25 protein-coding genes are annotated in these 26888 nt (G+C 69.4%); 12 read left to right on the top strand and 13 right to left on the bottom strand.

Going from position 1 to position 26888, the window contains the following annotated elements; all coding sequences use genetic code 11:
• Positions 1-142: 142 nt before the first annotated feature.
• The 6 genes from AB0F17_RS02305 to AB0F17_RS02280 are packed head-to-tail and all read right to left on the bottom strand — an operon-like array spanning position 143 to position 6335.
• On the bottom strand, positions 143-1117 hold the full coding sequence (locus tag AB0F17_RS02305; RefSeq protein ID WP_358014824.1) for a M24 family metallopeptidase: 975 nt from the start codon (positions 1115-1117) through the stop codon (positions 143-145).
• On the bottom strand, positions 1114-2025 hold the full coding sequence (locus AB0F17_RS02300) for an ABC transporter ATP-binding protein (protein ID WP_358014821.1): 912 nt from the start codon (positions 2023-2025) through the stop codon (positions 1114-1116). Before AB0F17_RS02300 ends, AB0F17_RS02305 begins: the two co-directional genes overlap by 4 nt.
• On the bottom strand, positions 2022-2819 hold the full coding sequence (locus AB0F17_RS02295; RefSeq protein WP_358014818.1) for an ABC transporter ATP-binding protein: 798 nt from the start codon (positions 2817-2819) through the stop codon (positions 2022-2024). Before AB0F17_RS02295 ends, AB0F17_RS02300 begins: the two co-directional genes overlap by 4 nt.
• The gene (locus AB0F17_RS02290) at positions 2816-3691 is read right to left on the bottom strand and encodes an ABC transporter permease (RefSeq protein ID WP_358014815.1); all 876 of its coding nucleotides are present in this window, start codon (positions 3689-3691) and stop codon (positions 2816-2818) included. Before AB0F17_RS02290 ends, AB0F17_RS02295 begins: the two co-directional genes overlap by 4 nt.
• Positions 3688-4755, bottom strand: coding sequence for an ABC transporter permease (locus AB0F17_RS02285; RefSeq protein WP_358014812.1), 1068 nt, complete (start codon positions 4753-4755; stop codon positions 3688-3690). The genes AB0F17_RS02290 and AB0F17_RS02285 overlap by 4 nt, the downstream gene beginning before the upstream one ends.
• A 2-nt stretch (positions 4756-4757) precedes the next feature.
• Positions 4758-6335: an ABC transporter substrate-binding protein gene (locus tag AB0F17_RS02280; protein WP_358014809.1), complete on the bottom strand. Its 1578-nt coding sequence runs from the start codon at positions 6333-6335 to the stop codon at positions 4758-4760.
• Between the two features lie 107 nt (positions 6336-6442).
• On the opposite strand from AB0F17_RS02280, the gene AB0F17_RS02275 reads away from it, so the two are divergent.
• The gene (locus AB0F17_RS02275; RefSeq protein ID WP_358014806.1) at positions 6443-7078 is read left to right on the top strand and encodes an Lrp/AsnC family transcriptional regulator; all 636 of its coding nucleotides are present in this window, start codon (positions 6443-6445) and stop codon (positions 7076-7078) included.
• 73 nt (positions 7079-7151) lie between these two features.
• On the opposite strand, the gene AB0F17_RS02270 is transcribed toward AB0F17_RS02275, so the two are convergent.
• On the bottom strand, positions 7152-7496 hold the full coding sequence (locus AB0F17_RS02270; protein WP_358014803.1) for a hypothetical protein: 345 nt from the start codon (positions 7494-7496) through the stop codon (positions 7152-7154).
• A gap of 279 nt (positions 7497-7775) precedes the next feature.
• On the opposite strand from AB0F17_RS02270, the gene AB0F17_RS02265 reads away from it, so the two are divergent.
• Entirely contained in the window at positions 7776-8540 is a 765-nt protein-coding gene (locus AB0F17_RS02265; protein WP_358014800.1) for a hypothetical protein, read from the top strand.
• A 17-nt stretch (positions 8541-8557) separates the two neighbouring features.
• Positions 8558-9121 (top strand): hypothetical protein, encoded by a 564-nt coding sequence (locus tag AB0F17_RS02260; RefSeq protein WP_358014797.1) that lies wholly within the window; start codon positions 8558-8560, stop codon positions 9119-9121.
• 306 nt (positions 9122-9427) lie between these two features.
• Here AB0F17_RS02260 and AB0F17_RS02255 read toward each other — a convergent pair whose 3' ends face one another.
• The 3 genes from AB0F17_RS02255 to AB0F17_RS02245 form a co-directional block, all read right to left on the bottom strand.
• Complete coding sequence (locus AB0F17_RS02255; RefSeq protein ID WP_358014794.1) at positions 9428-9580, bottom strand: hypothetical protein; 153 nt, start codon at positions 9578-9580, stop codon at positions 9428-9430.
• A gap of 51 nt (positions 9581-9631) precedes the next feature.
• Complete coding sequence (locus AB0F17_RS02250; RefSeq protein ID WP_358014791.1) at positions 9632-10132, bottom strand: DUF488 domain-containing protein; 501 nt, start codon at positions 10130-10132, stop codon at positions 9632-9634.
• 78 nt (positions 10133-10210) lie between these two features.
• Complete coding sequence (locus AB0F17_RS02245) at positions 10211-10606, bottom strand: RidA family protein (protein ID WP_358014789.1); 396 nt, start codon at positions 10604-10606, stop codon at positions 10211-10213.
• A 137-nt stretch (positions 10607-10743) separates the two neighbouring features.
• Here AB0F17_RS02245 and AB0F17_RS02240 point away from each other — a divergent pair, with 137 nt between their 5' ends.
• The 5 genes from AB0F17_RS02240 (at position 10744) to AB0F17_RS02220 (ending at position 13475) form a co-directional block, all read left to right on the top strand.
• Positions 10744-11718 (top strand): WYL domain-containing protein, encoded by a 975-nt coding sequence (locus AB0F17_RS02240; RefSeq protein ID WP_358014786.1) that lies wholly within the window; start codon positions 10744-10746, stop codon positions 11716-11718.
• A 3-nt stretch (positions 11719-11721) separates the two neighbouring features.
• A complete protein-coding gene (locus AB0F17_RS02235) occupies positions 11722-11877 on the top strand; it encodes a hypothetical protein (protein WP_358014783.1) in 156 nt (51 codons plus the stop codon).
• A 99-nt stretch (positions 11878-11976) separates the two neighbouring features.
• Complete coding sequence (locus AB0F17_RS02230) at positions 11977-12456, top strand: hypothetical protein (protein WP_358014780.1); 480 nt, start codon at positions 11977-11979, stop codon at positions 12454-12456.
• A 168-nt stretch (positions 12457-12624) separates the two neighbouring features.
• Positions 12625-12906, top strand: coding sequence for a hypothetical protein (locus AB0F17_RS02225; protein ID WP_358014777.1), 282 nt, complete (start codon positions 12625-12627; stop codon positions 12904-12906).
• A gap of 443 nt (positions 12907-13349) precedes the next feature.
• Entirely contained in the window at positions 13350-13475 is a 126-nt protein-coding gene (locus tag AB0F17_RS02220) for a hypothetical protein (RefSeq protein ID WP_358014774.1), read from the top strand.
• Positions 13476-13646: 171 nt separating this feature from the next.
• Here AB0F17_RS02220 and AB0F17_RS02215 read toward each other — a convergent pair whose 3' ends face one another.
• Positions 13647-14552, bottom strand: coding sequence for a lytic transglycosylase domain-containing protein (locus tag AB0F17_RS02215; RefSeq protein ID WP_358014771.1), 906 nt, complete (start codon positions 14550-14552; stop codon positions 13647-13649).
• Positions 14553-14633: 81 nt separating this feature from the next.
• Between AB0F17_RS02215 and AB0F17_RS02210 the strand changes: the two genes are divergently transcribed.
• A complete protein-coding gene (locus tag AB0F17_RS02210) occupies positions 14634-18233 on the top strand; it encodes a WD40 repeat domain-containing protein (RefSeq protein ID WP_358014768.1) in 3600 nt (1199 codons plus the stop codon).
• A gap of 7 nt (positions 18234-18240) precedes the next feature.
• Here the strand turns inward: AB0F17_RS02210 and AB0F17_RS02205 are convergent, their stop codons facing one another.
• On the bottom strand, positions 18241-18564 hold the full coding sequence (locus AB0F17_RS02205; RefSeq protein ID WP_358014765.1) for a sensory rhodopsin transducer: 324 nt from the start codon (positions 18562-18564) through the stop codon (positions 18241-18243).
• A 166-nt stretch (positions 18565-18730) separates the two neighbouring features.
• On the opposite strand from AB0F17_RS02205, the gene AB0F17_RS02200 reads away from it, so the two are divergent.
• Positions 18731-19324 (top strand): hemerythrin domain-containing protein, encoded by a 594-nt coding sequence (locus tag AB0F17_RS02200; RefSeq protein WP_358014762.1) that lies wholly within the window; start codon positions 18731-18733, stop codon positions 19322-19324.
• Positions 19325-19379: 55 nt separating this feature from the next.
• Here the strand turns inward: AB0F17_RS02200 and AB0F17_RS02195 are convergent, their stop codons facing one another.
• Entirely contained in the window at positions 19380-20957 is a 1578-nt protein-coding gene (locus AB0F17_RS02195) for a glycoside hydrolase family 88 protein (protein WP_358014759.1), read from the bottom strand.
• Between the two features lie 356 nt (positions 20958-21313).
• Between AB0F17_RS02195 and AB0F17_RS02190 the strand changes: the two genes are divergently transcribed.
• Positions 21314-23737, top strand: a complete 2424-nt coding sequence (locus AB0F17_RS02190; protein ID WP_358014756.1) for a PQQ-dependent sugar dehydrogenase — start codon at positions 21314-21316, stop codon at positions 23735-23737.
• 78 nt (positions 23738-23815) lie between these two features.
• Complete coding sequence (locus AB0F17_RS02185; RefSeq protein WP_358015659.1) at positions 23816-26887, top strand: carbohydrate-binding protein; 3072 nt, start codon at positions 23816-23818, stop codon at positions 26885-26887.
• Position 26888: the final 1 nt, after the last annotated feature.

Below are 26888 nucleotides of genomic sequence, written 5' to 3'. Positions count from 1 at the left end.
CCTCCGATGATCCCCGGAATCAGCCTAGACGGGCGGCCGGCGGAGCTCACGGACGGCCCTTACCTGCGCGTTCGCCGCCGAGGACGTGCGAGGCCCGATGGCTCGGGAGGGCGTCAGCGGTCGGCGTGCACGGTGTGGGGCGTCAGCGGTCGAGGACGTGCAGGGTGTGGTGGCCGGAGCCGAGGGAGACCGGGCCCTCCGCCGTCATGGCGACCACGTCGGCCACCCGGGCGCCGAACAGGTCCGGCACGTAGATCGCGGGCTCCAGGCACAGGGTCATCCCCGGTTCCAGCGGAGTGTCGTCACCGGGCACGACGCGCGGGCCCTCATCGTGGCCCAGCCCCACGCCCCGGCCGAAGTGGGCGGCGGCGAACCGGCCGTACCCGCTGCCGTCGATCACGTCCCTGACCGCCCCGGCCACGCTCTCGGCGGCGGCCGCCGGCCGTGCCGAGCGGAGGGCGGTGGCCCGCGCGGCGAGTACCACCGAGTACATGGCCTCGAAGTCCTCCGGCGGCTCGGCGACGGCGAACACCCGCGCCACCTCCGCGCAGTAGCCGTTCCATCGGCCGCAGAGCGACACCAGCAGCGCGTCACCGGGATTGATCACCCGGCCGCCGGGCTGGTGCGCGGGACGGGCGGTGTGCTCGCCCGCCGCGATCCGCAGCGACAGGACCTCCTCGCAGCCGGTCTCCAGCAGCAGCAGCCGCAGCCGAGCGGCCATCGCGCGCTCGGTGGCGCCGAACCAGGCCAGCTCGCGGGCCTGGCCGAGCACCGATTCCGCGGCCACGACGGCACGCTGGACCGCTTCGATCTCGTGCGGCCGCTTACGCAGCCGCAGCGGGGCCAGTACGGCCGTAGCCGGTACCAGCTCGGCCTCGATCGTGAGCCCGAACAGCTCGCGGACCCGCATCTCGGGGTCCACGCCGACCCGCCGTGCCGCGCGGGGCACGAGCGGGCCGGGATCGGCGGTCTCGGCGGCCGTGTCCAGGGTGACGACGAGGAACCCCTCGCCCCGCCCGCCCAGGAACCTGAAGTCGGGGGAGGGCCGCAGCACCAGGGCGTCGACCTCGGCCTCGACCATGGCCGCCCGCACGGCGTCCAGGATGGGCTCGGTCACGTCGCGGGCTCGTGCAGCCAGCAGGCGACCGGTCCGAAGTCGGGCTCCTTGTCCCGGCACACGTCCATGACCAGCGGGCAGCGCGGGTTGAACCGGCAGCCCCGCGGCGGGTGCGCCGGGTCCGGCACGTCGCCGGGCAGCTCGGCGGGCAGCACGCCCAGCCCGTCGGGCTTGGGGATGGCGCGCAGCAGCGCCTGCGTGTACGGGTGCCGGGGGTTCGCCCACACCTCGGCCGTGTTCCCGACCTCGACGATCTTGCCGAGGTACATGACCGCGATCCGGTCGGCGATCAGCCGCACCACTGACAGGTCGTGGCTGATGAACAGCAGCCCCGCCCCCGAGTCCACGGCCAGGTCGCGCATCAGGGTGGCGACCTGCGACTGGGCCGACGCGTCCAGCGCCGAGATGGGCTCGTCGCCGATCAGCAGCCGGGGCCTGGCCGCCAGCGCCCTGGCGATCGCGATGCGCTGCCGCTGGCCGCCCGAGAACTCGTGCGGGTGCCGGCCCGCGAAGTCGCGCGGCAGCCCGACGCGTTCCAGCAGGTCGGCGGGCGCGGTGGCGGTGTCGCCTGACGTACGGAGGCCGTCGGCGATCTGGTCGCCCACGCGGCGGCGCGGGTTCAGCGACGCGTACGGGTCCTGGAACACCATCTGGATGCCCGTCAGCTTCCGCTTGCGCAGCCCGAGCGGCGTGACCGGTTGCCCGTCGAAGGTGATCGAGCCCTCGGTGACCGGGTTGAGCCCGCAGACGGCGCGGGCCAGCGTCGACTTGCCGCAGCCGGACTCGCCGACCAGGCCGACGACCTCGCCGGGGCCGACGGCCAGGCTCGCCCCCGCGACCGCCCGGACGATCGGGCGCCCGGGGGAGCGGTGCTCGACGACCAGATCGTCGATCGCCAGCAGGGTCATGAATCCTCCGAACGGGGGCCAGGAGAGGGCTCTGCGTCGGGCAGTGAGTCGAGCAGGGAGCGGGTGTAGGGGTGGGCGGGCTCGCGCAGGACCTGGCCGCGTGGCCCCGTCTCCACGACCAGGCCGTCCTTCATCACGCTGACCTCGTCCGCCACCGCCGACATGACGCCCAGGTCGTGGGTGACGAGCAGCACGGCCAGCCCCAGCTCGTCGCAGAGCCCGCGCAGCAGCCGCAGCACACCCGCCTGCACGGTCACGTCCAGTGCGGTCGTCGGCTCGTCGGCGATCAGCACCTTGGGCGAGCAGGCCAGCGCGATGGCGATCGCGATGCGCTGCCGCATGCCGCCGGAGAACTGGTGCGGGAAGCGCCCGTACGCCTCCTCGGCCCCGGGGATGCGTACCTTGCCGAGCAGTTCGACGGCCCGCCGCCGGGCCTCCCGCCTGTCGAGGCCGAGGTGGTGGCGCATGTGCTCGGTGAGCTGCTTGCCGATGGTCAGCATCGGGTGCAGGCTCGTTGCCGGGTCCTGGAAGACCATGGCCACCTCGCCGCCACGCACCCGGTTCAGCTCCTTCGGCCGCAGCGTGAGCAGCTCACGGTCGCCGAGCGCGATGCTGCCCGTGGTCCGTGAGCCGTGCGGCAGCAGGCCCAGGACGGCCAGCCCGGTCATGGTCTTGCCGGACCCGCTCTCTCCCGCAAGCCCGTGCACCCGGCCCTCCTGGAGCGACAGGTCCACGCCGCGCAGGATCTCCTTGCCGCCGATGCTCACCTTCAGATCGGTGATGTCCAGGGTCACAGCGCACGCTCCTTGATGGCGCGGGCCGTACGGGGATCGAGGGCGTCCCGCAGCGTGTCGCCGAGGAAGTTGAAGGCCAGCACCACGGTCAGGATCGCCAGGCCGGGGAAGGTGGCCACCCACCAGCTGTCGAAGACCTCCACGCCGGAGGCCACCATCGCGCCCCACTCCGGGGACGGCGGCTTGGCCCCGAGGCCGAGGAACGACAGCCCCGACAGCAGCAGCAGCGCGGTGCCGATGTCGAGCGTGGCCAGGACGAGCACCGGGCCCGTCACGTTCGGCAGCACGTCCACGCGCAGCGAGCGCCAGGCCGAGAAGCCCAGCAGCCGCCCGCTCAGGACGAACTCCCGCTCCCGCACGCCCAGCACCAGCCCGCGGGTGACGCGGGCGTAGGCGGGCCAGGCCACGACGAGCACGGCCAGCACCGCGTTGGTCAGGCTGGCCCCGAGCGCCGCGGCCACCACCATGGCCAGGATGACCGTTGGGAAGGCGAACACCAGGTCCGCCACCCGCATGATCGTCTCATCCACCCATCGACCGAAATATCCGGCGCAGGCGCCGAGCAGGCCGCCGACCAGCACCGACAGCGCCACCAGCATCAGCGTCAGCGGGATCGACACCCGCGCGCCGTGCATGACCCGGCTGAGGATGTCGCGGCCGAGCTGGTCCGTACCGAACCAGTGACCGGGCCCGGGGGCCGCCAGCCGCGGCAGGTCCTGGGCCAGCGGGTCGTGCGGCGCGAGCACCGGCGCGGCCAGCGCGACCACCAGCCAGACGATCGCGATCACGCCGCCGACGACGGCCAGCGGCTGCCGCCACGCCTCGGGGAGCCGCCCGGTCAGGCCCTTGCGGGCCAGGGGATCCCGTTTCACTGAAGCCTCACTCGGGGATCGATGACGCCGTACAGCACGTCCACGATCAGGTTGATGACGAGGTACACGACGCCGACCACGAGCCCGACGCCCATGACGGCGGGCAGGTCGAGGGTGGTGGCGCTCTTGTAGGCGTACTGGCCGACGCCCGGCCAGGCGAAGATCGCCTCGACCAGGACCGTGCCGGACAGCAGGCTGCCGAACGCCAGGCCGGCGACCGTGATGATCGGCACCAGCGCCGAGCGCAGCACGTACCTGAACAGGATCGTCCGGCCGGGCAATCCCTTGGCCCTGGCGGCCCGCACGTAGTCCTGGCCGAGCACCTCCAGCACGGCGGAGCGGGTGAAGCGGGTGAGCAGCCCGATCGTGTACAGGGCCAGCACGAGGGCGGGCGTGATCAGGTGGCCGACGGCCGAGCCGAAGATGTCCCACCGGCCCGCGAGCAGCGCGTCCACGGTCTGCAGACCGGTGACGGCCGGGGCCGAGCCCAGCGCCGCGTCGACCCTGCCGCTGCCCGGGGTGATCTGCAATCGGTAGAAGAACACGTAGAACGCCACCAGCGCCAGCCAGAACGTCGGCACCGAGATGCCGATCAGGCTCAGCACCCGCAGCAAGTGGTCCGACAGCCGGTCCCTGCGCAGCGCGGCGATCACGCCGAACGCCACGCCGAGCACGAGCGAGACCACGATCGCCGCCCCGGCCAGCTCCAGCGTCGCCGGCACGAACTCGGCCAGGTCCTGGCTCACCGGCCGGTGGCTCTGCTGGCTGGTGCCGAGGTCGCCGTGGACGACGCCTTGGAGGTGCAGCAGATACTGCTCCCACAGCGGCTTGTCCAGACCGTGCTGGGAGCGCCACTGCGCGACGATGGCGGGGTCGCCCAGGGCCCGCTGGCCCAGGTTCGCGGCCACCGGGTCACCGGGCACCAGGTTCGTCAGCACGAACGTCACCAGCGTGATGCCCCAGGCCAGCAGAAGCGCCAGGAGGATGCGCCGGATCAGGAACCTGGCGAGGGGGTGCGCCCCGCGCCGCCGGGGCGCGCGGGGCGTGTCGTCCGTGGCGGGCATGCTTACTTCGCGCCCAGGCGGGCGACGTCGACGGTCCAGACCGGGTGGTACTCGAGGCCGGTCACCGAGGCGGCCGTCACGATGTTCTGGCCCGGCTGGATCAGCGGGATGAACGGGCCCGAGGCGTTCAGCTTCGTCTGCACGTCGGCGTACGCCTGCTTGCGCGCGTCGTCGCCGATCGCGATCGCGGCCTTCTCACCCGCGGCCTCGATCTCCTTGGCCGCGCCGGCCTTCCAGCCGGCCCGCAGGCCCACCGTCTTGCCCGGCAGGAAGGCCAGGTAGTCGCTGGGGTCCGGGTAGTCCGGGCCCCAGTACCACAGGCCCAGCTCCTCCTTGCCGTTGCGGTAGTTGTCCAGCGCGGTGGTGACCGGCGCGGGCTGCAGGTCCACCGTGATGCCGACCTCCTTGAGGTTGGCCTGGATCCGCTCGGCCAGCGGCTGGAACGACAGGCCGTTCACGGTCAGCTCGCTCGGGTACTCCAGCTTCACCGTGGGGTTGGCCACGCCGCTCGCGGCCAGGGCCGCCTTGGCGCCCTCGACGTCGCGCTTGGCCGCCTGGTCGGCGGGCAGCGCGCCCAGCAGCTGCGACGGGATCACGCCGGGCGCCTGCGTGGAGCCCTCACCGGCCAGTTCGAGCAGGCCCGTGTAGTCGACGCCCTTGCGCACGGCCTCGACGAACTTGGCGTTCGGCGTGGTCTTGCTGACCTTGTCGTCCTGGTTGGCCAGCAGGAAGATCACGTTGGCCGAGGCGGTCTTCTTGACCTGGAGGTTCGCCGGCATGCCGGTCACCTGGTCGCCCGAGAGGTTGAGCGCCACCTGGCTGTCGCCACGCTGGACGTTCAGCTTCTGGGTGGCGGCCTCGACGTTGCGGATGACGACCTTGTCGTAGGCGGGCTTGGTGCCGTAGTACTTGGCGTTCGCCTTCAGCACGACCTGGCTGCTCACGTTGAACGACTCGATCGTGTACGGGCCCGACCCGGCGGCCGCCGAGTTCAGGTACTGCTCGGCCTTGTCCTGCGGGTCCGCGGTCGCGCCGTGCTGCTTGGCGAGCTTGCTGTTGATGATGCCGAGCGCCGGGTTGGGCAGGATGAACGGCAGCGCGGGGTTGGCCGCCTTGGAGGTCAGCGTGACCGTCGAGTCGTCGGCCTTGGCCACCTCGACGCCGTCGAGCAGGAACGACGGGGTGCCCTTCATGTCACGCACCCGGGTCAGCGAGAACACCACGTCGTCCGCGGTGACGGGGGAGCCGTCGGCGAACGTCGCGCCCTGCTTGAGCTTGAGCGTGAGCACCTTGCCGTCCTTGGACAGCTCGTACGACTCGGCCAGCGCCGGGACCGGCTTGGTCACGTCGGCGCCCTCGAAGGTGAGCAGCGTCTCGTAGATCGCCTTCTCCACGAAAAGGCCCGTCGGCTCGTACGTGCGCCCGGGGTCGGCCGTCTTGAGGTCGAAGGACGTGTCGATCACCAGGGTCTTGCCGCCGCCACCCTGGGCGGCGGGGGTCTGGGAACCGCCGCTTCCGCAGGCGGCTAGGGCAAGTGCACCGGCGAGCAGCACAGCCGCCGTCTGCGAGCGGGTCGCCATTGAGTCCTCCAGTTGGACGATTGGCCGAAAGATGTCGAGGATTGTCCGGCAGAACGTCCAGGCACTGTGCGGTCGCTGAGACGTATATAAATGGGCCGGGGGTAACTATGAGTGAAATTTCCAGAAATGGTGCCAGTGCTAGCGGTCAACCTGGACGGATCGGCATCGGCCTCGAGCTCGACGACGTGCATATGAAGATCCTCGAGGTCCTGCGGGAGAACGGCAGGATCTCGGTCTCGGCACTGGCCGAGCGGGTGGGCATCTCCCGGGCCAACGCCTACACCCGCTTCGAGGCGCTGCGCGCCGACGGCGCGATCAAGCGGTTCACCGCCGAGATCGACCACGTCAGGACCGGGCTCGGCATCACCGCGCTGATCTTCGTGACCGTGCGGCAGCAGATGTGGAAGCAGTTCAGGGCGGAGCTGGCCAGGATGCCCGAGGTCGAGTACTGCGCGATCACCACCGGCCAGCACGACGCGATGATCCAGGTGCGGATGTCGGACGTGGCCGAGGTGCACGCCATGGTGACCGACCGGCTGGCCAACATCCCGGCCGTGAAGGCGACCGAGACGGTCTTCATCCTGGACGAGGTGCTCAGGCGGCCGTACGTGCTGCCCAGCGATCGTGACAAGGCCCGTCCGGTACGGCGGGCGGCCCAGGAGGCCCCCGGCGACGTGCCGCTCGGCAAGATGCGCTTCGTCGGCGCCGCGGAGGGCAGGGCCGCCCTGCGGAAAGACGGCTGACCGGCATCGGGCGGCTTCACCGACGGCCCGGCCGAGCGGTCCTTCGTGTTGGTCGGGCAGTCTTTTGCGCTGGTCAGGTGGTGACGACCTCCGTGCACACGCTGACGTGCCGGGTGTCGTCGCCCTCGAACTGGAACTCCTCTATGAGGCGCAGCCGGCCGTCGGCGTCGGTCTCGATGCGGCTGTTGCTCTGGCCGCCCGCCTTGCCGCCGGCCTTGAGCGCGTGCGCGTAGGCGATGGAGACGACGTCGCCGTCCCTGGTGCCGACGAAACGGCCGTGCGTGACGGTGTCGCCGGTGTAGCTGCCCCACACCACCCCATCGGCCTCCCAGTAGGCGAACTCGGTGGGCCGCTCCAGGTCCACCACGCTCGCCGTCGAACTCACCATCACGAATCTGCGGCCGTTGAGAAGGTTCACGCCGCCCATGGTCCCGATATTTCATGACACGGAGAGTCAGGCTGGACATTTCTCTCCCCACACCATGATCTCATCGGCGATCCGTCCAGCCGCAGAGCCTACGAGTCGGGACTTATCAGGAATCCGGCTCTCCAGTGCTGAACTGACCGGTGACCTCACCTTCGCGCCCGGCCAACACCCATCGGTGACGTCCTGTACCGCAATGTATCCCCTGAGTATCCGTGCTATCTGTGATAGTAATGTCACGCTCAGTGTCTGGTGGGGATTGGGGAGATCCTTATGCTGCAATACATCATCGCGGCCATGGCCGCGGTAGGCGTGGTAGCTGTCGCCGCCACGCTGTTCAGGCTCGCGAAAAAGGGCAGCGACGACAACGACGCCGGCGGACCGTCGGCGGGGCACGCGGGCGCGATGCTGTCCGCCATGTTCCTGCTGGTCTTCGCCATCGCGATCATCGTGCCATGGACCACCGCCGACACCGCCGCCCAGAACACGCAGACAGAGAGCCAAGCCGCGATAGAGGCCTACTGGTCGGCCTCCGGCCTGCCCGGCACCGCCCCCGCCTTGGTGCGCGCAGGGCTGCGCGACTACGTCACGTTCATCGTCAAGGACGAGTGGCCCGTCATGCAGCGTGGCTCGATGGACCCGGTCGGCACGGAGCGGCTCGACGCGCTCCGGGCCCGCGTCGACGCGCTGCAGGTGACCACGGATCAGAAGGAGGCCAGGACCGCGGTGCTCGACCACATCGCGGCGATCGCCGCCGCCCGCGCCCAGCGCACCGCCGACGCCGGCGCGGCGCCCCCTGACGGACTGCTGGCCCTGACGATCATCACCGGCCTGCTGGTCGTCCTGTTCCCGTTCCTGGCCGGGGCCCGGCCGCGCGGCCTGGCGATCCTGCCGGTGGTGGCGATGGCCGCGATGCTCGGCTTCGGCATCTACCTCACCTGGGACATCTCCCACGCCTTCAACGGACCGCTGGCCGTGGAGCCTGAGGCGTACAAGAGCGCGCTGCAGGAGTTCGCGCGGATATCCGGAGGCGTCTGACCGTGGGAGCCTGGCGCATGCCGCTGCTCCTCGCGGGCACGCTGCTGGCGCTGTCCGCCGGCGCTCCCGCCGCGGCCGACCCGGAGCCCGGCGACTCGACCGTGAGCGTGAGCGCCGACGTGGCCGTCTGTGTGGACGTGCCGCTGGTGAGCGTACACATCGGACGATGCGGGCCGCCGGCCGTGAACCCACCGCCCCAAGCCATCCCGAACCCACAACCCCGCGTCACCCTGAACCCGCAACCCGTCGCCACTCCAAAGGCGACACCCAGGGTCCGGATCGTGATCACTCCCCGCCCCGCGAAACCCAAGCCGACTCCCCGGCCAACCTCCCGTCCGACCCCTAACCGCGTCCGGGTGTCCACCGTCATACCTCCGCCCGTCCACGCCAAGCCGACCCCAAAACCGAAACCCGAACCGACGATCAAGCCAACCCCCAAGCCCACGGCGACCTACGTCCGCGCCAAGCGCGTCCAGCCGCCGCGCCCAAGGAAGAATCCGCTGGGCACGGTGCTCTTGATGGTGGTCCTGACGACGGCCATCGCCTCCACCACTGCTGTGGCGTTCGCAGCCGTCCGATAAAACCGGCATTTGGGACCGGCCTCCGAACACATCGTAGTAACGGGCGGGCCTCCAGCCTCACGGAGTCCCGCCCGTTCTCGTTGACGCTTACTGGCTGCGGGTCAGGAGGGAGCGTCCGTCCCGACGTCGATGCGGACGGCTTCTCCGCGAACTCGGGCGAGAACTGCCTGCGACGCCTCGTCACATACATACCCCTTCAAGACTTCCATCGGTCTCTGTAATCGCGGTCAGGTACGGGACAGCGCTGACACTGACGGGGCCGACGAGCGCGGTCGTAGGCGAGACGCTGGTGTTCAGCGGCGTGTTTCAGGTCGAGGGCACCACTGTGCCGAGCGGCTCCCGGGTCACCGTGCAGCGCATCCTCACCGCCGATGGCAGCGGCTTCGTCGGGTGGTCGGCGCGGATCGACAGCAAGGGCTCGTACACCTTCGTGGACAGACCGCCGGCGGGTGAGTACACCTACACCGTGCTGTGGCGCGGCGACAGCAGGACCGGACCGTCACAGGCCAGTCAGGCCGTCACGGTTGACGAACCGATCAGGTGGCCGGCGGCGCTGCTCGGCCCTGCCGCCGCCGGGCAGTGCCGTTCGCGGATCTCGGGGTCGTCCTGCGAGAAATCGATGACCGTCGTCCACGGACGCAGGTGTTCGATCGTGACGTGGTGCTGCTCGGTCAGCCGCTGGGCGAGCAACGAGCGGTGGCAGGCCTCGGGGTCGCGCTCGACACAGAGCAGCGCTGCGGTCCCACTGCTCGGCAGTTCCGACACGATCGGCGTGAGGTCGGCGTGGTCGAGGATCTCGGTGGTGTAGCGGCGGGTGTACTCGGCGGCGAGTTCGCGGCGCGAGCGCCTGCCGACCCCTTGGCGGTCATCCTCGGCGTACTGGAGCCGGCGCAACTCGGTGGTCGGGGCGCCGCGGCGCTGGCGTACGTCGAGCAGCAGACGAACGTCCGCGTGCCGCAGTCGTTGCAAGAAGGACTCGCCGCCGAAGCCATAGACGCCGATTGTCACCATTCTGAGCACTGGAAATCACCCACTTGCCGAGACTCGTGCCGCCTCCGGCAGCCCTGCCGGAGGCGGCACGAGGTCGCATCACGCGACGGCGGTCCCCTCAAGCTCGACCATCAGGTCGGGGATCGCCAGCCGTGTCACCCCGAGCATCGTGGTGGACGGTGCCACCCCGGCGGCGCCCAACCGCGAAGCCAGCACGCCGTAGTGCTCGAAGAGCCGATCGACGTCGGTGGTGTAGACGTTGAGCCGGACGAGGTCCGCGAGGGACATGCCGGCCTCGCCGAGCACGGCCTCCAGGTTGTCGAGGCTCAGCGCCAACTGCGCCGCCATGTCATCGGCATGCTGGGGCTTGCCGTCGCCGCTCATCGCGGTCTGCCCGGCGCAGTACAGGGTCCGGGTGTGCCCGGAGACGATCTCACCCTGGTTGTACCCCATCTCCACCGACCACGCCCACGGGTTGACCGCTGTTCGCTCCATCGCCACATCAGCTCCATTCGATTCGTCGACATTACGTACGTCCATCGGCTCGGTAGCCGCCATCTTTTTGGGTTGCGTCGATGAGCCTCCCAACAAATCACGACATCCTGTGTCGTGTATTTCGGTAACGTTCTCGTATGCGCGCCGACCGGTTGGTCTCGCTGGTGCTGCTGCTGCGGCAGCACGGTCGGCTGTCCGCGGCCGCGCTGGCCCGCGAGCTGGAGGTATCCACCCGCACCGTGCTGCGCGACATCGAGGCGCTGTCCGCGGCCGGAGTCCCGGTCTACGCCGAACGCGGCCGGCACGGTGGTTTCGCGTTGCTGCCCGGTTTCCGGACCGAGCTCACCGGACTGAACCACGACGAGGCCCTTGCCCTGCTGGTCGCCGGATCGCGGCGCGGCGCGCAGGCGTTCGGCCTCGGCTCGGCGCTCGCTTCGGCGATGCTCAAGGTGGTTGACGCGCTACCCGAAAGCTATCGGGACACCGCGGCCGGCGCGGCCGAGCGATTGCTCATCGATCCGGAGACCGACCTCCTCTCGCGTCGGCTGGCCGCTGAGGAGGTGCCTGACGCCATAGCGGCCGAGGTCCTGCGCGCGGTGTTCGCCGGACACAAGCTACGCATCCACTACGCGGCTATGGACCAGACCCCGAAGTGGCGCACGGTGGACCCGATCGGCCTGGTCACCATACGAGACCGGGGCTACTTGCTGGCCATGAGGTCTGGCGCGGACCGCACCTACCGGCTGTCCCGGGTCTTGGCCGCCCAGGAACTCGCCGAACCCGCGCAGCGACCAGACCGGGTCGATCTGGACCGGGCCTGGCAGGAACGCAGCACGCGGTTTCGGGCCGGCGGTGACCAAGTTGCCGTGCTGGTACGGGTGAACCCGGTGCGGCGGGAGGACCTGGTGGGCACCGCGCTGGCCGTCCTGGCCGAAGAAGCCGACTCAGACGGCTGGCTGCGGCTGGAGGTGACCTTCCAAGATCCGAGACACGCCGAATGGGCGCTGTGGCAGCTCAGCACGAACGCGGAAGCCCTGGCCCCGCAGTGGTTGCGCGACTCCCTGCGCAACCGCGCCGCCGCGATCGCCACCCGCTACGGAGCATCATCCTGAGTGTTGTCGCCTTCTGCGGGCCGAAGGGACGAGTTCGGCGACCACCGCGAGGTCCTCGGCCTGACCGTCGGCGAGCAGGCGTTCTGGACCGAGTTCCTGCGTTCCCCGCGCTCCGTGGCCTGCACGGCGTCCGCCTGGCGACGCTGTCGAGTCCCCTGAAGCTGTAAGGGAGCGACACGGGACATAGGTGGGCCTGCAGTTGCACCACTCGACCTGACTGGATGGTGAGGCCGGGGCGGGGGTGACATGCTGAGGCCGGTGAGCATGATCAAAATAGCGGTCGCGGTCTTAGCGGTCGCGGCGCTGTTCTTCACCCTGGCCTACGGGTACGCGGCGGTGGATCTGACAATGTGCAAGATACGCGTGGCGCAGCAGCGTCCTGTGCTGGAGCGGGACGTGACCCGGTTGTTCCCCGCGGACTCGGTCGCAGCCATCGACCGTGAGGATAACTGCCAGTTCGAACCGGACCCTGACTTGATTCCCTCGCCGAGCGCCAGCGTGGTCGTAACAGTGGCGGGTGTCCAGCACGTGCGGGATGCGCTGGCGGTGATGCAGCGGGAAGGCTGGCGATTTGATGAGCCCTTCGAGGAACTCGATCCGTTCGGCCAGATTCCGGAGCTGACGAAGAAGTTCGCGCACGGCACCGTCGATGCGGTCGTTGAGGTGATGTCGGACGGCGCCCCTGTGTCCGGCGGTTCCGGGGTGCCCACCTGGGAATTCGAGTTCAGCTATTTATGAGCCTCGAAAGCTCGAGCCCGTAGTCGCGACGGTGTCAGAACGACGGCGTAACAACCACGAGTTCATCGGAGGCGGCGAATGACAGCAAAGAGTACTCCCAGTCGGCGGCTCTCGATCAGGTGGCGGCAGCGCCGTGTGCGGATCGCCGTGGCCGGGGCGGGTTCTTGCATGATGCTCCTGCTCATGCTCTTCGGCTGTAGCGAGGTCGTGTTGTCCGGGTTATGCGGTGGTGGCACTTGTGCTGATGGGTGGTACGTCGATCTTTTGAAGGCGACGCTCGTTCTGCCTCCCTTCACCGCTTTGCTCTTCGCCTGCTTCTGCTTGTTCTCCCGGACGGGAATGGTCGGCAGGCAGTTCCGGGTCCAGGTTCTGGCCTTCTCGGTGGTCGTGATCGTATGGGTCGTCGCGTTGGAAATTCTCAGATACGTCGAGGATGTCGCCCGCTTCTGACAATGTCTTGGCCGTCGGCGGCGGCCGCCCGCAGGTCGTGGTGAGGGCGGATGGTCACGACGCGGCCGACGTTGGCGTGGTGCAGCGCTCATCACGTAGAGCAGCTATGGGCACAGGACGGGAGCGTGACGGCGAGCTGGGCGGTGGCTTCGGCCTTCCGCCTGACCTGTCACATCCCTCCGGCGATGCGCATCTGGGGCTGCGGGCGACTACAACCAGCCCGGGATGAACTGCGAGACAGGCCAATTCGTACGCTCCGCAGCATGAGGTCTCCGTGAGGCTAAGGCGATCTCCTCGGTGGCCAGTTTGGGCAGCGGCCTTGCTCGCCAACCGCCGAGAGGGTCACGCCAGACGTAGAAGCATCTGAACGCGTCCAGCAGGTCCGGGTCAGGCGCGGCTGAGTGCGCCATCGTGCGCACGTCGTCGATGAGGTGGATAGCTCTATGGTGGCGATCCAGCGCACGTATTACGCGGGGGAGACGCAGGTAGAGACGGCAGACATCGTGGTACCGGCAGACCGGTTCGCACTGGTCTACAGCGGCAAGATGGGGCGCGTCTCCGGCCAGTGATTACTCGTCGGCATGCTTTTCGTTCGGCGGCGCGGATCGCCGACGCCTGAGGTCAAAGGGGCGCGCAGACACGCGCTTGTCTTTGGTGAATCCTGATCTTGTATGTTGGAGAGCAGAAACGTACGCCGAGATCAGGCGTAGTAACTGCGTCGCGGCCAGAGCCGAAAAAGGTCAGCGGGGGCCGGTGAGGCGGACGTCGCCCTGGGCGGACAGGACGAAGACCTGCCAGTTGTAGTAGGCGTAGAAGCTGCGCGAGTCGCGTTTGATCTGGCGGGCGTGCGCGAGGACGGCATCCACGTACCGGGCGTCGTGGTTGTAGGCGAACACCGCACGCCGGTAGTCTCGCGGCGCCCCCGACGCCTTGAGGTAGTTGGCCGCGGCGAGCACCGCGTCACGCGCGTTGTGGACGTCGCCGCCCAGCCCGTACTGCCGCCACGTGCCCGGCATGAACTGCATGGGCCCTTGTGCCCCGCTGGAGCTCGCCGACCTGACGCGTCCGAACTTCGTCTCGACGAGCATGATCGCCGCGAGGACCTCCCACTCGACGCCGAACCGCTTCTCGGCCCGCGTCATGTAGCCGCGCAAGGGCTTGGCGGGTGGCGGCTCCGCCAGGCGCATCCGCTTGCGCTGCGCCGCGCTGATCGGATGGGCCAGGGACAGCAGCTTCGCGATGGCCGTGGTGTTGTCGCGCGCCTCAGCGGCCAGTCCCTTGGGCAGCCGCCTCACGACGCCCTGGGTCAGGGTCGTGTTCCTGGCCATCGCCCGGTAGATGCGCTGCTGATGAAGAGAGAGCAGTACGAGGTCCTGCGGCGGATGCTCCTGTGAGCCCTTGGTCCAGCCGTCGATCGCCTCGTTCAGCGCGGTGGACGTCTCCTTCAGAGCACTGGCCAGCTTGACGGGGTCGGTGGGGATGCGGACATCAGGCGCGGGCACCCCCATGGCCGCCGCCTGCGGGGAGGGCGTCTGGGTGGCGCTCGGGGCGGGGCGCTGCGGTGTCGCTGATCCGTCCGCTTCACCGGCACATCCTGTGAGGACGGCTACGAGGGATGCCGCGATCATGACGTTGACCGATCTCATGATGCCCAACCGTATCGCCAGGATCACCCGCAAGGGACTGAGCGCTGTGGGAACGAAGGTCGTTCCTTTGGCGATATCTGGATGTGGCGGGTGGTGGGCGGGTGCGGGCGCGGGTCGCGGGTGCGGGCAGCGGCGGTCCAGTTGCTGCGGATCCGGGAGGACCTGGCCCGGTTGGCCGATGCCGATCCAGCCCCTCGCGGGCCGGGGAGGTGGAGCGGCGGCTGCCCGTACCGGGGGCTGTGGCCCTTCCAGCAGGAGCACGCCGACATCTTCTACGGCCGCGAGCGGATGACCATGGCGCTGGTCGCCAAGCTGGGCGAGCGGCTGTCCGGAGTGGCGTTGCTGGCGGTGACGGGGGCTTCGGGGGCGGGCAAGTCGTCGCTGCTGCGCGCCGGGTTGCTGCCGGCGATCGACCGGGGGCTGCTGCCGGTGCGGGGCTCACACGAGTGGCCACAGCTCATGTTGACGCCGACGTCGACACCCCTGGATGAGCTGGCCGTCCACCTGGCGGCGCTGGGCCGTGGCGACTCCTCGACCGTCCGCGAAGGGCTGCGGAGCTCGCCCGGCCTGATCTTCCGGCAGGTGGTGCTGGCTCACCGGCGCGAGTACGGGCTGCCCGGCTCGCGGCTGGTGCTGGTGGTCGACCAGTTCGAGGAGATCTTCGCCGGCGACGTCGAGCAGGGGCAGGCGTTCGTCACCGCGCTCCTGGCCGCGGTCACCGATCCCGATCCGCAGGTGCTGGTCGTCCTCGGTGTGCGCGGTGACTACTGGGGGCACTGCGCCGCCTATCCGGAGCTGGCGGAGATCCTGGCGGACGCCCAGTTCATCGTCGGTCCGATGCGCGAGTCCGAGCTCCGCAGGGCCGTCACGGCGCCCGCGGTCGCGGCGGGGCTGGACATCGAGCCGGGTCTGGTCGATCTGCTGTTGCAGGATCTCGGCACGCCGTCCGCGGCGGGTGCCTATGAGGTGGGCGCGCTGCCCTTGTTGTCGCAGGCGATGTTGCTGGCCTGGGAGGCACGCGAGGGCGAGCGGCTGACCATGCGCGGCTACGGTACGAGCGGCGGCGTGCTGGCGGCGGTCGAGTCGAGTGCGGAGGCCGCCTTCGCGGCGCTGTCGCCCGATCAGCAGGTTCTCGCCCGCGCCCTGGTCAGGCGCGCGGTCGCCGTCCAGCCGGACGGCAGGCTGTCGCGGCGCAGGGTGCGCCGCTCGGAGGTGGGCACGGACCTGGCGCCTGCGCTGGCCGCCTTCACCGGCAAACGCCTGCTCGTGCTCACCGAGGACGACCTTGAGCTCTCGCACGATGTCCTGTTGCACGCATGGCCGCGCCTGCGGTCGTGGCTGGAGGACGACGTCGCGGGCCGGATCCTGCTCGGCGAGCTCACCAGGAGCGCGGAGGAGTGGGAGCGGTACGAGCGGGACAGCTCGCTGCTGTACCAGGGAACCAAGCTGGCGACCGTGCAAGCGGCCAGCCAGAGCTGGTCGGCCGACCCGGGCCGCCACCCGCCCGCCTCCGGCATCGCCCGGGAGTTCCTCGAGACGTCGCTGCGGTGGGAGTCCAGACGGGCCCGGGTACGGCGCCGGGTCGTGGGCGCGCTCGCGGTGCTGGCGGCGATCTCCGTGGTGGCGGCAGGCGTCGCGTTCGTGTCGGCCGGCCGGGCGACCAGCGAGCGGAATCTGGCGCTGTCGAAGCAGTGGGCGGCTGACAGCGAGCGGATCGCGGACGCCGATCCGGAGCGATCGCGACGCCTGGCGGTGATGGCGCGGCGGATCGCGGACACGGCCGAGGCCGAGCACGCCCTGCGGGCCGCGGTCTCCAGACCCGGCCGGGCGAGCGTGCACGTCGAGTCGGGCCCCTCCTCCGTGCTCTACGCGCCCGACGGCCGTACGGTGCTCGTCGGGGTGAGCGACGGAGTGGAGATCCGGGACGCGCCTACGCTGGCCCGGATCCAGACGCTGCGCGTCCAGGACGGCGTCGAGAAGATCGCCATCAGCGGCGACGGCCGATTGGTCGCGGGAATGGGACCCCACAGCGTCCAGCTCTGGCGTGGCATCGCGCCCGACGTCGCCATCCGGTCTTTCGGTATCACCGCTGCCGATCTCAGCCGCGACGGCGACCTCTTGGTGACCGGGAGCTCCGACGATCAGATCCAGCGCTGGGACGCCCGTACTGGCCAGAAGATCGGTTCGCCCACCGAGGCTGGGATGATCGAGGTCAAGGCGATCGGCGTCAGCCCGGACGGCGAGATGATCGCGGCAGGCGGGCGAAACGGCGACATCCGGTTCTTCAACGCCCGGACCGGGCGCTCGCGCGGCTCCCCGATCAAGACCGAAGGGCCGCTGGCCTCGGTCGACGCCTTGGCCTTCACCCCGAACGGCCGATACCTGGTCACCACGACGACCCGTGGCCAGGTCCGTAGCTGGGACGTCGCCACCAGGCGATTCCAGCTCTCCTACACCCGCCAGGACGCGCAGGCGTCGAGCCTGGCCTTCAGCCGTGACGGGACGATCCTCGCCGTCGGAGACCTGCAAGGTGTCATCCGGCTGTGGGATCCCGTGTCGGCCGAGCAACTCGGGCAGCCACTCACCGGCCTCACCGCCGGCGTCAGCGCCATGACCTTCAGCCCGGACGGCCGGACGCTGCTCAGCTCCAGCCTCGATGGCACCCTGCGCCGCTGGGATCTCACCGTACGGCAGACGGTGATCCCACCCGTGATCGACGGCCTCGGCATCGAGGGAGGCGGCGTTGGTCAGGTCGCCCTGAGCGGTGACGGGAGCCGTCTGCTCACCGCGAGTTCCTCCCTGGGAGCGCAGCTGTGGGACACCCGGAGCGGCAAGCGGATCGGCTCGCACATCAGGCTGAAGGACGTCGCTCGCGTGTGGCTGTCCGCCGACGGGCGGCGCCTGGCCACGGCGTCGGCGGATGCGAAGGTCCGCCTCTGGGACGCCGCCACCCACCAGGTGCTCGCCGAGCATCAGGCGGATTACACCCTGTCGACCACGCCGGCCGCCTTCACCCCCGGCGGGAGCTTCTTCGCTTACGTCACCACGGACTTGCAAGGTGCGGGGGTGCTGGACCTGCGCTCCGGCCGCTCGACCGATTACCACCTGGGACAGAACGTGACGGCCATGGCGGTCAACGCGGACGCCACGGCCATCGCCATGGCGACGGGCTCGGCCATCCGGCTCTGGACCGCCGGAGCCGGCGCGCCTCTGCCCGATCTCCTGCGCGGTCACACCGGTCTGGTGGACGCCCTCGCCTTCAGCCCGGACGGCGCCACCTTGGCCAGCGGAGGATTCGACGGGACGATCCGGCTGTGGGACGTGCGCACGGCGACGCCGAAAGGCGCGCCGATGGTCGGGCACCGGGACGCCATCACCGCGCTGGCCTTCACCCCCGACGGCCGGACCATCGCCAGCGCCGGAGGCGACGAGACCGTCCGGTTCTGGAACACCCGCACCGGGCGCCAGATCGGCGACTCGATGACCGCGGCCTCTCCGCCGGACCTGTCATTCAGCGCCGACGGCGCGCTGCTGGTCGGTAGCACCTTTGCGGTGGGCTATGCGCATGTGTGGCGTACTGCGCTCGCTTCTGATCCGGTTGGCCAGATCTGCCGCGAATCGGGGGGTGCGTTGGCTGTGGTCCCTCTGGAGTTCCAGCAGTACCCGCCGCCATGCCTTTGACGATCTGTCAGGCCGCTGTTCGCCGAGGCTTCGGCACGTCCGGGCGCGCCGGGTCCGGCTGAACGAGTACCGGCATGTCCGAGACCACCACGACGGAGTACACCTGGCTCGGGGGCAGGGCGTCAGGATCGACCAGGTCCTCCAGGGCCAGAGCCTGCGTACGGTGTGCGGGGACGGGTAGGCGGAACGGGCCCAGCGGCTGCCCGCCCTCCGCGCAGAACGTGAGCTCGATGTGGGCGTTGCCGGGACTGATGTTGAACAGATAGAGCTGGTCGCCGGGCATGCACCCGTCGGTGATCGCCATCTTCCAGTTTCCCACCACTGTGCTCATGTGCGACTCCCGTCTACTGCTCGGCAGTCATCCCGCTACCCCGACAAGCCTGGATCTATCAGACGCCGCCAGTGTCCAAGAAACGCAAACAGCTGTTCCGTTGTCCTTCAACTCCGCGTACGGCCGTCCTCGCCGGGTACCGGGGGCAGCCAGAAGAGGGGGAGCCATGACATTGGATGTCATCAGCATGATCACCGCAGACCATCGCGACGTGGAGCGGCTTTTCGCCCGGCTCAAGAAGGACACCGAGGATCGTCCCGCACTCCTGGCCGAACTGGCCGCCAAATTCGTCGCCCACTCCAGGGGAGAGGAGGAACTGGTCTACCCGGAGATCGCCAAGACCGTCCCCAGCGAGAAGAACCAGGTCCGAGAAGGGGCGGAGGAACACCACCAGGCCGAGCGGATGCTGCTCGACCTCCTGGACGTCGAGCCCGACACGGCGCGGTTCGACACCCTGCTGGCCGAGCTCGTTCAGGCGGTCGATCACCACGTACAGGAGGAGGAGAGCGAGCTCCTGCCGGCGCTCAAGAAGGCGGTGCCTCGCGAGCGCCTGGAGGAGCTCGGCCGGGCCTTCAGCGAGCGCAAGGCACAGGAGATCCAGCACGGCCTTCCGGTGGGGAACGGTAACAAATCGCGGAAGCGCAGAGGACTGAGCAAGGAGGAGCTGTACCACCGAGCCCAGGAAGCCAAGGTCCCGGGCCGCTCATCCATGACCAAGGAAGAGCTCACCAAGGCGCTTCAGAGGAGCGGCAAGGCCTGACCGGTCCCTGGGGCCGACGCATGCGCTGCGTCGGTCCCAGGTGGAGCCGCGAGAGTCAGTTGCCGGGGCCGACTCGCATCAGCTGCTCGTTCATGATCAAGAAGGCGCCCAGGCCGTGGAAGTCGTTCACCGGCCGCCCCCGGTTGAAGTAGTAGCTCAGCGAGTCGCTCGCGTTCGTGCCCTCGCTGATGTCCACGATGTTCGTCCGCCCGTCCTGGCCGAGGGACACCTTGTCCAGTACTCCCTGGTAGCCCCGGTCGGCGTTGACGCGGTACGAGGCGTCGACGTAGCCGAGTTCGACGGCGCGCGAGATCGTGTACGTGTACATGGCCGAGCATGATGTCTCGGTCCAGTTGGCGGAGTTCGACGTCTCGGTGACCACCTGGAACCATCGGCCGGTCGCCGGGTCCTGCCAGCGGGCGTAGGCGGGCACCAGATCGCGCAGGATGTCGATCAGCGCGGCCCGGCGCGGGTGGTCGGCCGGGAGGAGGTCCAGGATGTCGATGGTGGCCATGCCGAACCAGCCCATCGCCCGGCACCACGAGATCCCGTTCGTGTTGCCCAGCGACGGCTTCACCCAGGAGGCGGTCAGGCCGCCGGGCTCGTCGTAGGCGTGGTACAGCAGCCCGGCGGCCGTGCCCGAGGGGCGGCGCAGGTGACTGTGGTAGACCTCGATCTGCTTGGCCGGCTCGGTGCGGGTGAAGGTGTCAGCCGTGACCCAGGCGCCGTAGCGGGCCAGGAACGGATCCACCATGTAGACGCCGTCGCCCCAGAGCTGGCCCTGCCGGGAGTCGGAGGTGGAGTGCCACCAGCCGCCGTCGGAGGTGCGCGGGTAGGTGTTCAGCCGGTTCCTGATCTTGGTGGCGGCCGTACGGTAACGGGCCTGGCCCGTCTCCTTGTACAGGGCGAGCAGGACGTTGCCCGACTGCATGCTGTCGAGGTTGCCGAAGCTGTTGGAGATGTTGCCGGAGCTGTCGACGAACCGGTCGGCCCAGTCCTTGATGTACTGGAGGTAGCGGGCGTCGCCGGTGCGCTGCCAGACCAGATACTGCCCCCACAGGTACAACCCCTGCGTGTAGCCCCAGCCGCCCAGTGAGCTGGGGGTGAAGCGGGCCATCGTGGAGTCGATGACGGCCTTGGACCAGTCGGTCGCGCTCGAGGTGCCGTCGTCGACGGTGAGCGAGTCGACGTTCGGGCCGCCGTTGGCGGTCGTGGCGGTGGCCTTGACGGTGTTCGGGCCGGTGACCAGCGAGGCCTGCAGCGTCACCGTCCGCCAGGTGGTCCACGCCCCGGTGCCGGGGAAGGACAGGTTCGCCGCGATGGCCGTGCCGTTGAGCGTGATGCTCATCGGCCGGTCGGCGGTGGTGCCGTTGGCGTAGCGGAGGACCAGCCGCACCTGGCGGGCCTGGGGCGAGTCGGTCGTCCATTCGACCGACGAGCCGGTCACGTTGTCATAGTTGACGAAACCGGTGCCGGTGAACCCGGCATGGTTGGACTCCACGACGCCTTGCGAGATGGTGGCGTTCTCGGCTTCGTGGAGTGTGGCCGCGGCGACGGCCGCGGGCACGGGCTGGACCAGCAAGGCACCGAGGGCGACTATGGCGATGACTCGATGTCGGTTTCTGAGGGGCACGCGACTCTCCTGACGCTGGTGAGCACCACAGGTAAGACATCCTATGTCTCACCTGTGGGCTTCTGACCTGTGATATCGCTCGACCACTCCTCATGCGGGGAGCACCGCCGAATAGGTCGAGCGACAGATCCAACCTTTCGCCTGATGCATAGCGAAACATTCGGAATATCTGCCTGTCCAGGCTGTATGACATCCGATCTTTGCCCGATCGGCAAGAGGGCGGCGTTAGGAAAGTTTCCTAAAGATTGGAGCGTTCCAAGATCAAGAATCTGTTGACGGTTGTGACTATTTGTGGGAACACGATGAAAAGCTCCAATCTCTCGCCCGAGATACCACCCCCCGCAGGAGTTGAATCGATGAACTTACGCAGGTACCGCGTCCTCGCCGGTGTCCTCGCGCTCTTCGCCGGTGCGCTGACGGTCGTGGCCCCTCCGGCCGCCGCGGCGCCCATCCGATACGAGGCGGAGAACGCCACGATCTCGCAAGGTGTCGTGGAGTCGAACCACACCGGCTACTCCGGCACCGGTTTCGTCAACGGCGACAACGTCGCCGGATCCTCGACCGAATGGACGATCAACGCGCCCAGCGCGGGCACCGCCACGCTGGCCTTCCGCTATGCCAACGGCACCAGTGCCAACCGGCCGAGCGACATCGCGGTCAACGGCACCGTCGTCGCCGCGGCCCGGGCGTTCAACGCCACCACGAACTGGGACACCTGGGCGACGGTCACGCTGACCGCGCCGGTCGTCGCGGGCAACAACACGATCAAGGCGACCGCCAGCGGCGCGGGCGGGAACCCGAACTGGGACTACCTGGAGGCCGAGGTCGCCTCCACGAACTTCACCGACTACCAGGCGGAGAGCGGCACGATCTCGCAGGGCGTCGTGGAGTCCAACCACGCCGGGTACACCGGCTCCGGCTTCGTGAACTACGACAACGTGGCCGGCTCCTACGTCGAGTTCGCGGTGAGCGCCGCGACCACCGGGCCGCAGACCCTGACGTTCCGCTTCGCCAACGGCACGACCACCGACCGGCCGATGAGCATCGCGGTCAACGGCACGGCCGTCGTGGCCAGCCAGTCCTTCCCCGGCACCGGGGCGTGGACCACCTGGCAGGAGATCAGCGTCAACGCCACGCTGAACGCCGGCGGCAACACGATCAGAGCCGCCGGGACCACCGCGAACGGCGGGCCGAACCTCGACCGGCTGCGCGTCAGCGGCCCTGGTGACACCGAGAAGCCGACCGCCCCGGGTCAGCCGGTCTGCAGTGACATCACCTACAACAGCATCCGGCTGACCTGGCCGACGTCGACCGACAACGTCGGTGTCGTGGCGTACGACATCTTCCATCAGGGCACGCAGATCGCCACCGCGCCCGCGACGCCGTACACGGTGACGGGGCTGAACTCCGACTTCGCGTACCAGATCTCGGTGTTCGCCCGTGACGCGTCCGGGAACGTGTCGCTGAGCAGCCCTGAGGCCAACTGCCGCACGCTGCCCGCGCCCGCGGACGACCCGCCGTCGCAGCCCGGCCAGCCCACGGTGACCGGCGTGCAGCCCACCTCGGCGACCGCGACCTGGACCGCCTCGACCGACGACAACGGCGTGCGCGCCTACCTGGTCCGCGACCACGCCACCGGCACCGTGCTGCAGACGGTCACCGGTACGCCGCCCGCGACCAGCACCAGCGTGCCGCTGGAGTGCGCGCACACCTACCAGCTCGACGTCGTCGCGCGTGACTCGGCCAACCAGCTCTCCACCCCGAGCACGGCGTCGGCGTCGTTCACGACCGGTAGCTGTGGCACCGTGCCGCAGACGCCGACCACGATCGCCGGCGGCTGGGACATCCCCTGGGACATCTCCTGGGCGCCCGACGGCTCGTACGCGCTGGTCACCGAGCGGGACTCGTTCAAGGTGTTCAAGATCACCCCGTCGGGCACCAAGACGCAGGTCGGCACCGTGCCCAACGTCGTGACCACCGACGGCGAGGGCGGCCTGATGGGCCTCGACTTCTCGCCCACCTGGAACGGCACGACCGACCAGGAGGTGTTCTTCATGCACACCGCCTCCGAGGGCAACCGCGTCGCGAAGATGAACTTCAACGGCACCACGCTCAGCGGCTACAGCGCGATCCTCCAGGGCATGATCGACAAGAACCGCTACCACAACGGCGGCCGCATCAGGTTCGGCCCTGACGGCTACCTGTACGTCACCGCGGGCGACGCGCAGGCCAGCAGCAACGCGCAGGACCTCGGCTCGCTCAACGGCAAGATCCTGCGCATCACCAAGACGGGCGCGGCCGCGCCGGGCAACCCGTTCAGCACCCGCGTCTACAGCTACGGCCACCGCAACCCGCAGGGCATCGCGTGGGACTCGGCCGGACGGCTGTGGGAGTCGGAGCTGGGCAACTCCTCCAGGGACGAGCTCAACCTGATCCAGCCGGGCAAGAACTACGGCTGGCCCACCTGTGAGGGCACCTGCAGCACCTCCGGCATGACCAACCCCAAGTACACGTGGAGCGTCTCGGAGGCGTCGCCGAGCGGCATCGCCATCGTGAACAACACCGTGTTCATGGCGGCGCTGCGCGGCGAGCGGCTGTGGCGGATCGTGCTCAACGGCGAGAACGTCTCGACGGTCAACTCCTACTTCAACGGGACGTACGGCCGGCTCCGCGCGGTGGAGAAGGTGCCGAACGCCAGCGCCATCTGGTTCGGCTCCACCAACTCCGACAACAACGGCGACGGTAGCGCCGACGTGATCAGGCGCTCCAACATCCAGTGACGCACGCCCCCTCACCAGGCGGCCGCGCTTCGGCGCGGCCGCCTGTCACCCCCCCGAGCCACCTGGAGATTTCGCGTGATGGAACCTGACGGCGGTGAGAGCGGGCCGACGCGCCGGGCGGTGCTGGGCGGCGCGTTCGGCACCCTGGCCGTGGCGGCGCTGACCGGCCCGCTCGCCGCCCCCGCTCATGCCGAGGCGCCCTGGACGCTGGACGTCCGGATGTCCTCGGACGCCCAGTGGGCCGCGTTCCTGCGCGAGCAGGACCTGCGGTGGGCCAAGCTGCCCACGCTCTGGCACGAGGGCCCGTTCCTGGGCGACGGCCTGCTCGGCAGCATGATCTACAAGGAGCCGGACGCCAACAAGATCCGCTTCACCACCCAGCACGGCCGGGTGCAGGACCATCGGCCGGAGTTCGGGAGCGGGTTCGGCACGTGCAGGCTGCCGGTCGGCCATCTCACGCTCGACCCCGTCGGTACGATCACCGCCGTCGACTGGCGGCTGAGCCTGTGGGACGCCGAGCTGACCGGCACCGTCACCACCTCTTCGGGGAAGATCACGTTCACCGCGTTCATCCATGACGAGCTGTTCGTGGCCAGCGCCTCGGTCACGGGCAGTGAGCAGGTCCGATGGACGTTCCACCCGGAGGTGGCCGACAGCCCCAGGCAGGCGTCGGAGGACCCGCCGTCCGGCTACACGCACAACCCGGCCTCGACGACCAAGACCACCGGCGACGTCAAGCAGGTGCTCCAGGCGCTGGCCGGGGGAGGGCAGACCGCCACCGCCTACCGGCAGAGCGGCAACCTCCTGCTGCTGTCGGTCGCCCACAGCTTCCCGTCCACCACGGCGGCGGAGACGACCTCGCTCGGCAAGGTCCAGAACGCGGGCACGTACGACACGCTGCGGGCGGCGCACCGGACCTGGTGGCACGCCTTCTACCGCAAGAGCTTTGTGTCCATCCCGGACCAGCGGCTGCAGAGCTTCCACTGGATCCAGCTCTACAAGGTGGCCTCCGCCACCCGCGCGGGCGCGCCGGTGATGGCGACGACCGGGCCGTGGCTGGAGCCCACCCCGTGGCCCGGCGTGTGGTGGAACCTCAACGTGCAACTGGAGTACTGGCTCATCCACGGCTCCAACCACCTGGAGCTCGACTCGGTCACGAGCACGCTGGACCAGAACCGGGCGCAGCTCACCGCCAACGTGGCCAGCGCGTACCGGAGTGACTCCTCGGGCGTGGGCCGCAGCTCTGACATGTTCGCCAACCGGAGCGTCGGCACGCCGGGCAGCGGCGCCGAGGTCGGCGACCTGACGTGGGCGCTGCACAACGTGTGGCTGTCCTACCGGCACACGATGGACGACGCGCTGCTGCGGGACACGCTGTTCCCGCTGCTGCGCCGGGCGATCAACTACTACCTGCGCTTCCTGGCCAGCGGCAGTGACGGCAAGCTGCACCTGCCGAGCACGCTGTCGCCCGAGTACCCCGTGGTCCCGCCGCAGGACACCAACTACGACCTGGCCCTCATCAGGTGGGGCTGTCAGACGCTGCTCGACTCGGCGACCCGCCTGGGCATCGATGATCCGCTGAAGACCAGGTGGCAGCAGGTGCTCAGCACGCTGGTGGCGTACCCGACGGACACGAACGGCTACATGATCGGCGGCAGCACGCCGTACGCGCAGTCCCACCGCCACTACTCCCACCTATTGATGATTTATCCCCTCTACCTGGTCAACTGGGATCAGACGGGGAACCGCGCGCTGATCGAGAAGTCGATCGTCCGGTGGCACGCCCTGACCGGCGCCCACCGCGGCTACAGCTACACCGGCGCCGCCTCCATGTACGCCATGATGCGGCGCGGCGACACGGCGCTGTCCTACCTGCTGAGGTTCTTCGACCCCTCGACCTCCTACCCGTGCCGGGCCAACACCCACTACACCGAGGCCGGGCCGGTCATCGAGACGCCGCTGTCGGCCTCGCAGTCGATCCACGACCTGCTCTGCCAGAGCTGGGGCGGCGTCGTCCGCGTCTTCCCCGCCGTCCCGGGGGCGTGGCCGGACGTCACGCTGCACGACTTCCGTACGCAGGGCGCCTTCCTCGTCTCCGCGGTACGGCAGGCGGGCACGACCCGCTTCATCCGGGTCAGGAGCCTGGCCGGTGAGCCGCTCAAGCTCGACCACGGGCTGAGCGGCACGGTCACCGCCGTGCTCGACGACGGCGCTCCCGCCACGGTCCAGGACCTGGGTGGCGGCGTGCTGGGCATCACCCTGCCCAAGGACCGCGAGGTGCTCGTCTACGCGGGCGCGGTCCCCGACCTGGTGATCGCGCCGGTGCCGATCGCCACGCCGGGCGCCGCCTGGGGCCTGCCGGGCACGGACACGCCACCGCCGCCGGGCCGCTACGAGGCGGAGGACGCGACGATCTCGCAGGGCATCTTCGAGAACTCCCACACCGGCTACAGCGGTACGGGCTACGTCAACGGCGACAACGTGTCCGGTTCGTACGTGGAGTGGGCCTTCCCGATCACCACGGCGGGGACGGCGACGATCAAGCTGCGGTACGCCAACGGCACCACGACCAACCGGCCGTCGGCGATCGCGGTCAACGGCAACACGGTGTTCGCCGCCCGGGACTACGCGAGCACCGGCACGTGGGACACCTGGGCCACGGACACCTTCACGGTCCCGGTCAACGCCGGGGCCAACACGCTGCGGGCCACCTCCACGACCGCGGGCGGCAACCCGAACATCGACTACATCGACGTGGCGACCGCTTCGGGGGGAGGCACCGACTACCAGGCCGAGGACGCCACGATCTCGCAGGGCGTCGTGGAGTCGAACCACACCGGCTTCACCGGCACCGGCTTCGTCAACTTCGACAACGTCGCCGGTTCGTACGTGGAGTTCGCCGTGACCGCCGCCCAGGCGGGCAGCGCCACGCTGACGCTCCGCTACGCCAACGGCACCACGGTCAACCGGCCGATGACCATCGCGGTCAACGGCACCGGCGTGACCCGCGACTTCACCGGCACCGGGAACTGGGACACCTGGCAGACCGCCGCGCTCACCGTCCAGCTCACCGCGGGGGCCAACACGATCAGGACGACCGCCACGACGGCCAACGGGGGCCCCAACCTCGACAAGATCACTATTGGATAGG

Origin of the sequence: Nonomuraea sp. NPDC026600, assembly GCF_040638335.1 — a bacterium.
Classification (GTDB): Bacteria; Actinomycetota; Actinomycetes; order Streptosporangiales; family Streptosporangiaceae; genus Nonomuraea.
Note: the sequence above shows the minus strand (reverse complement) of the source record. Positions and strands in the feature narration are given on the sequence as shown.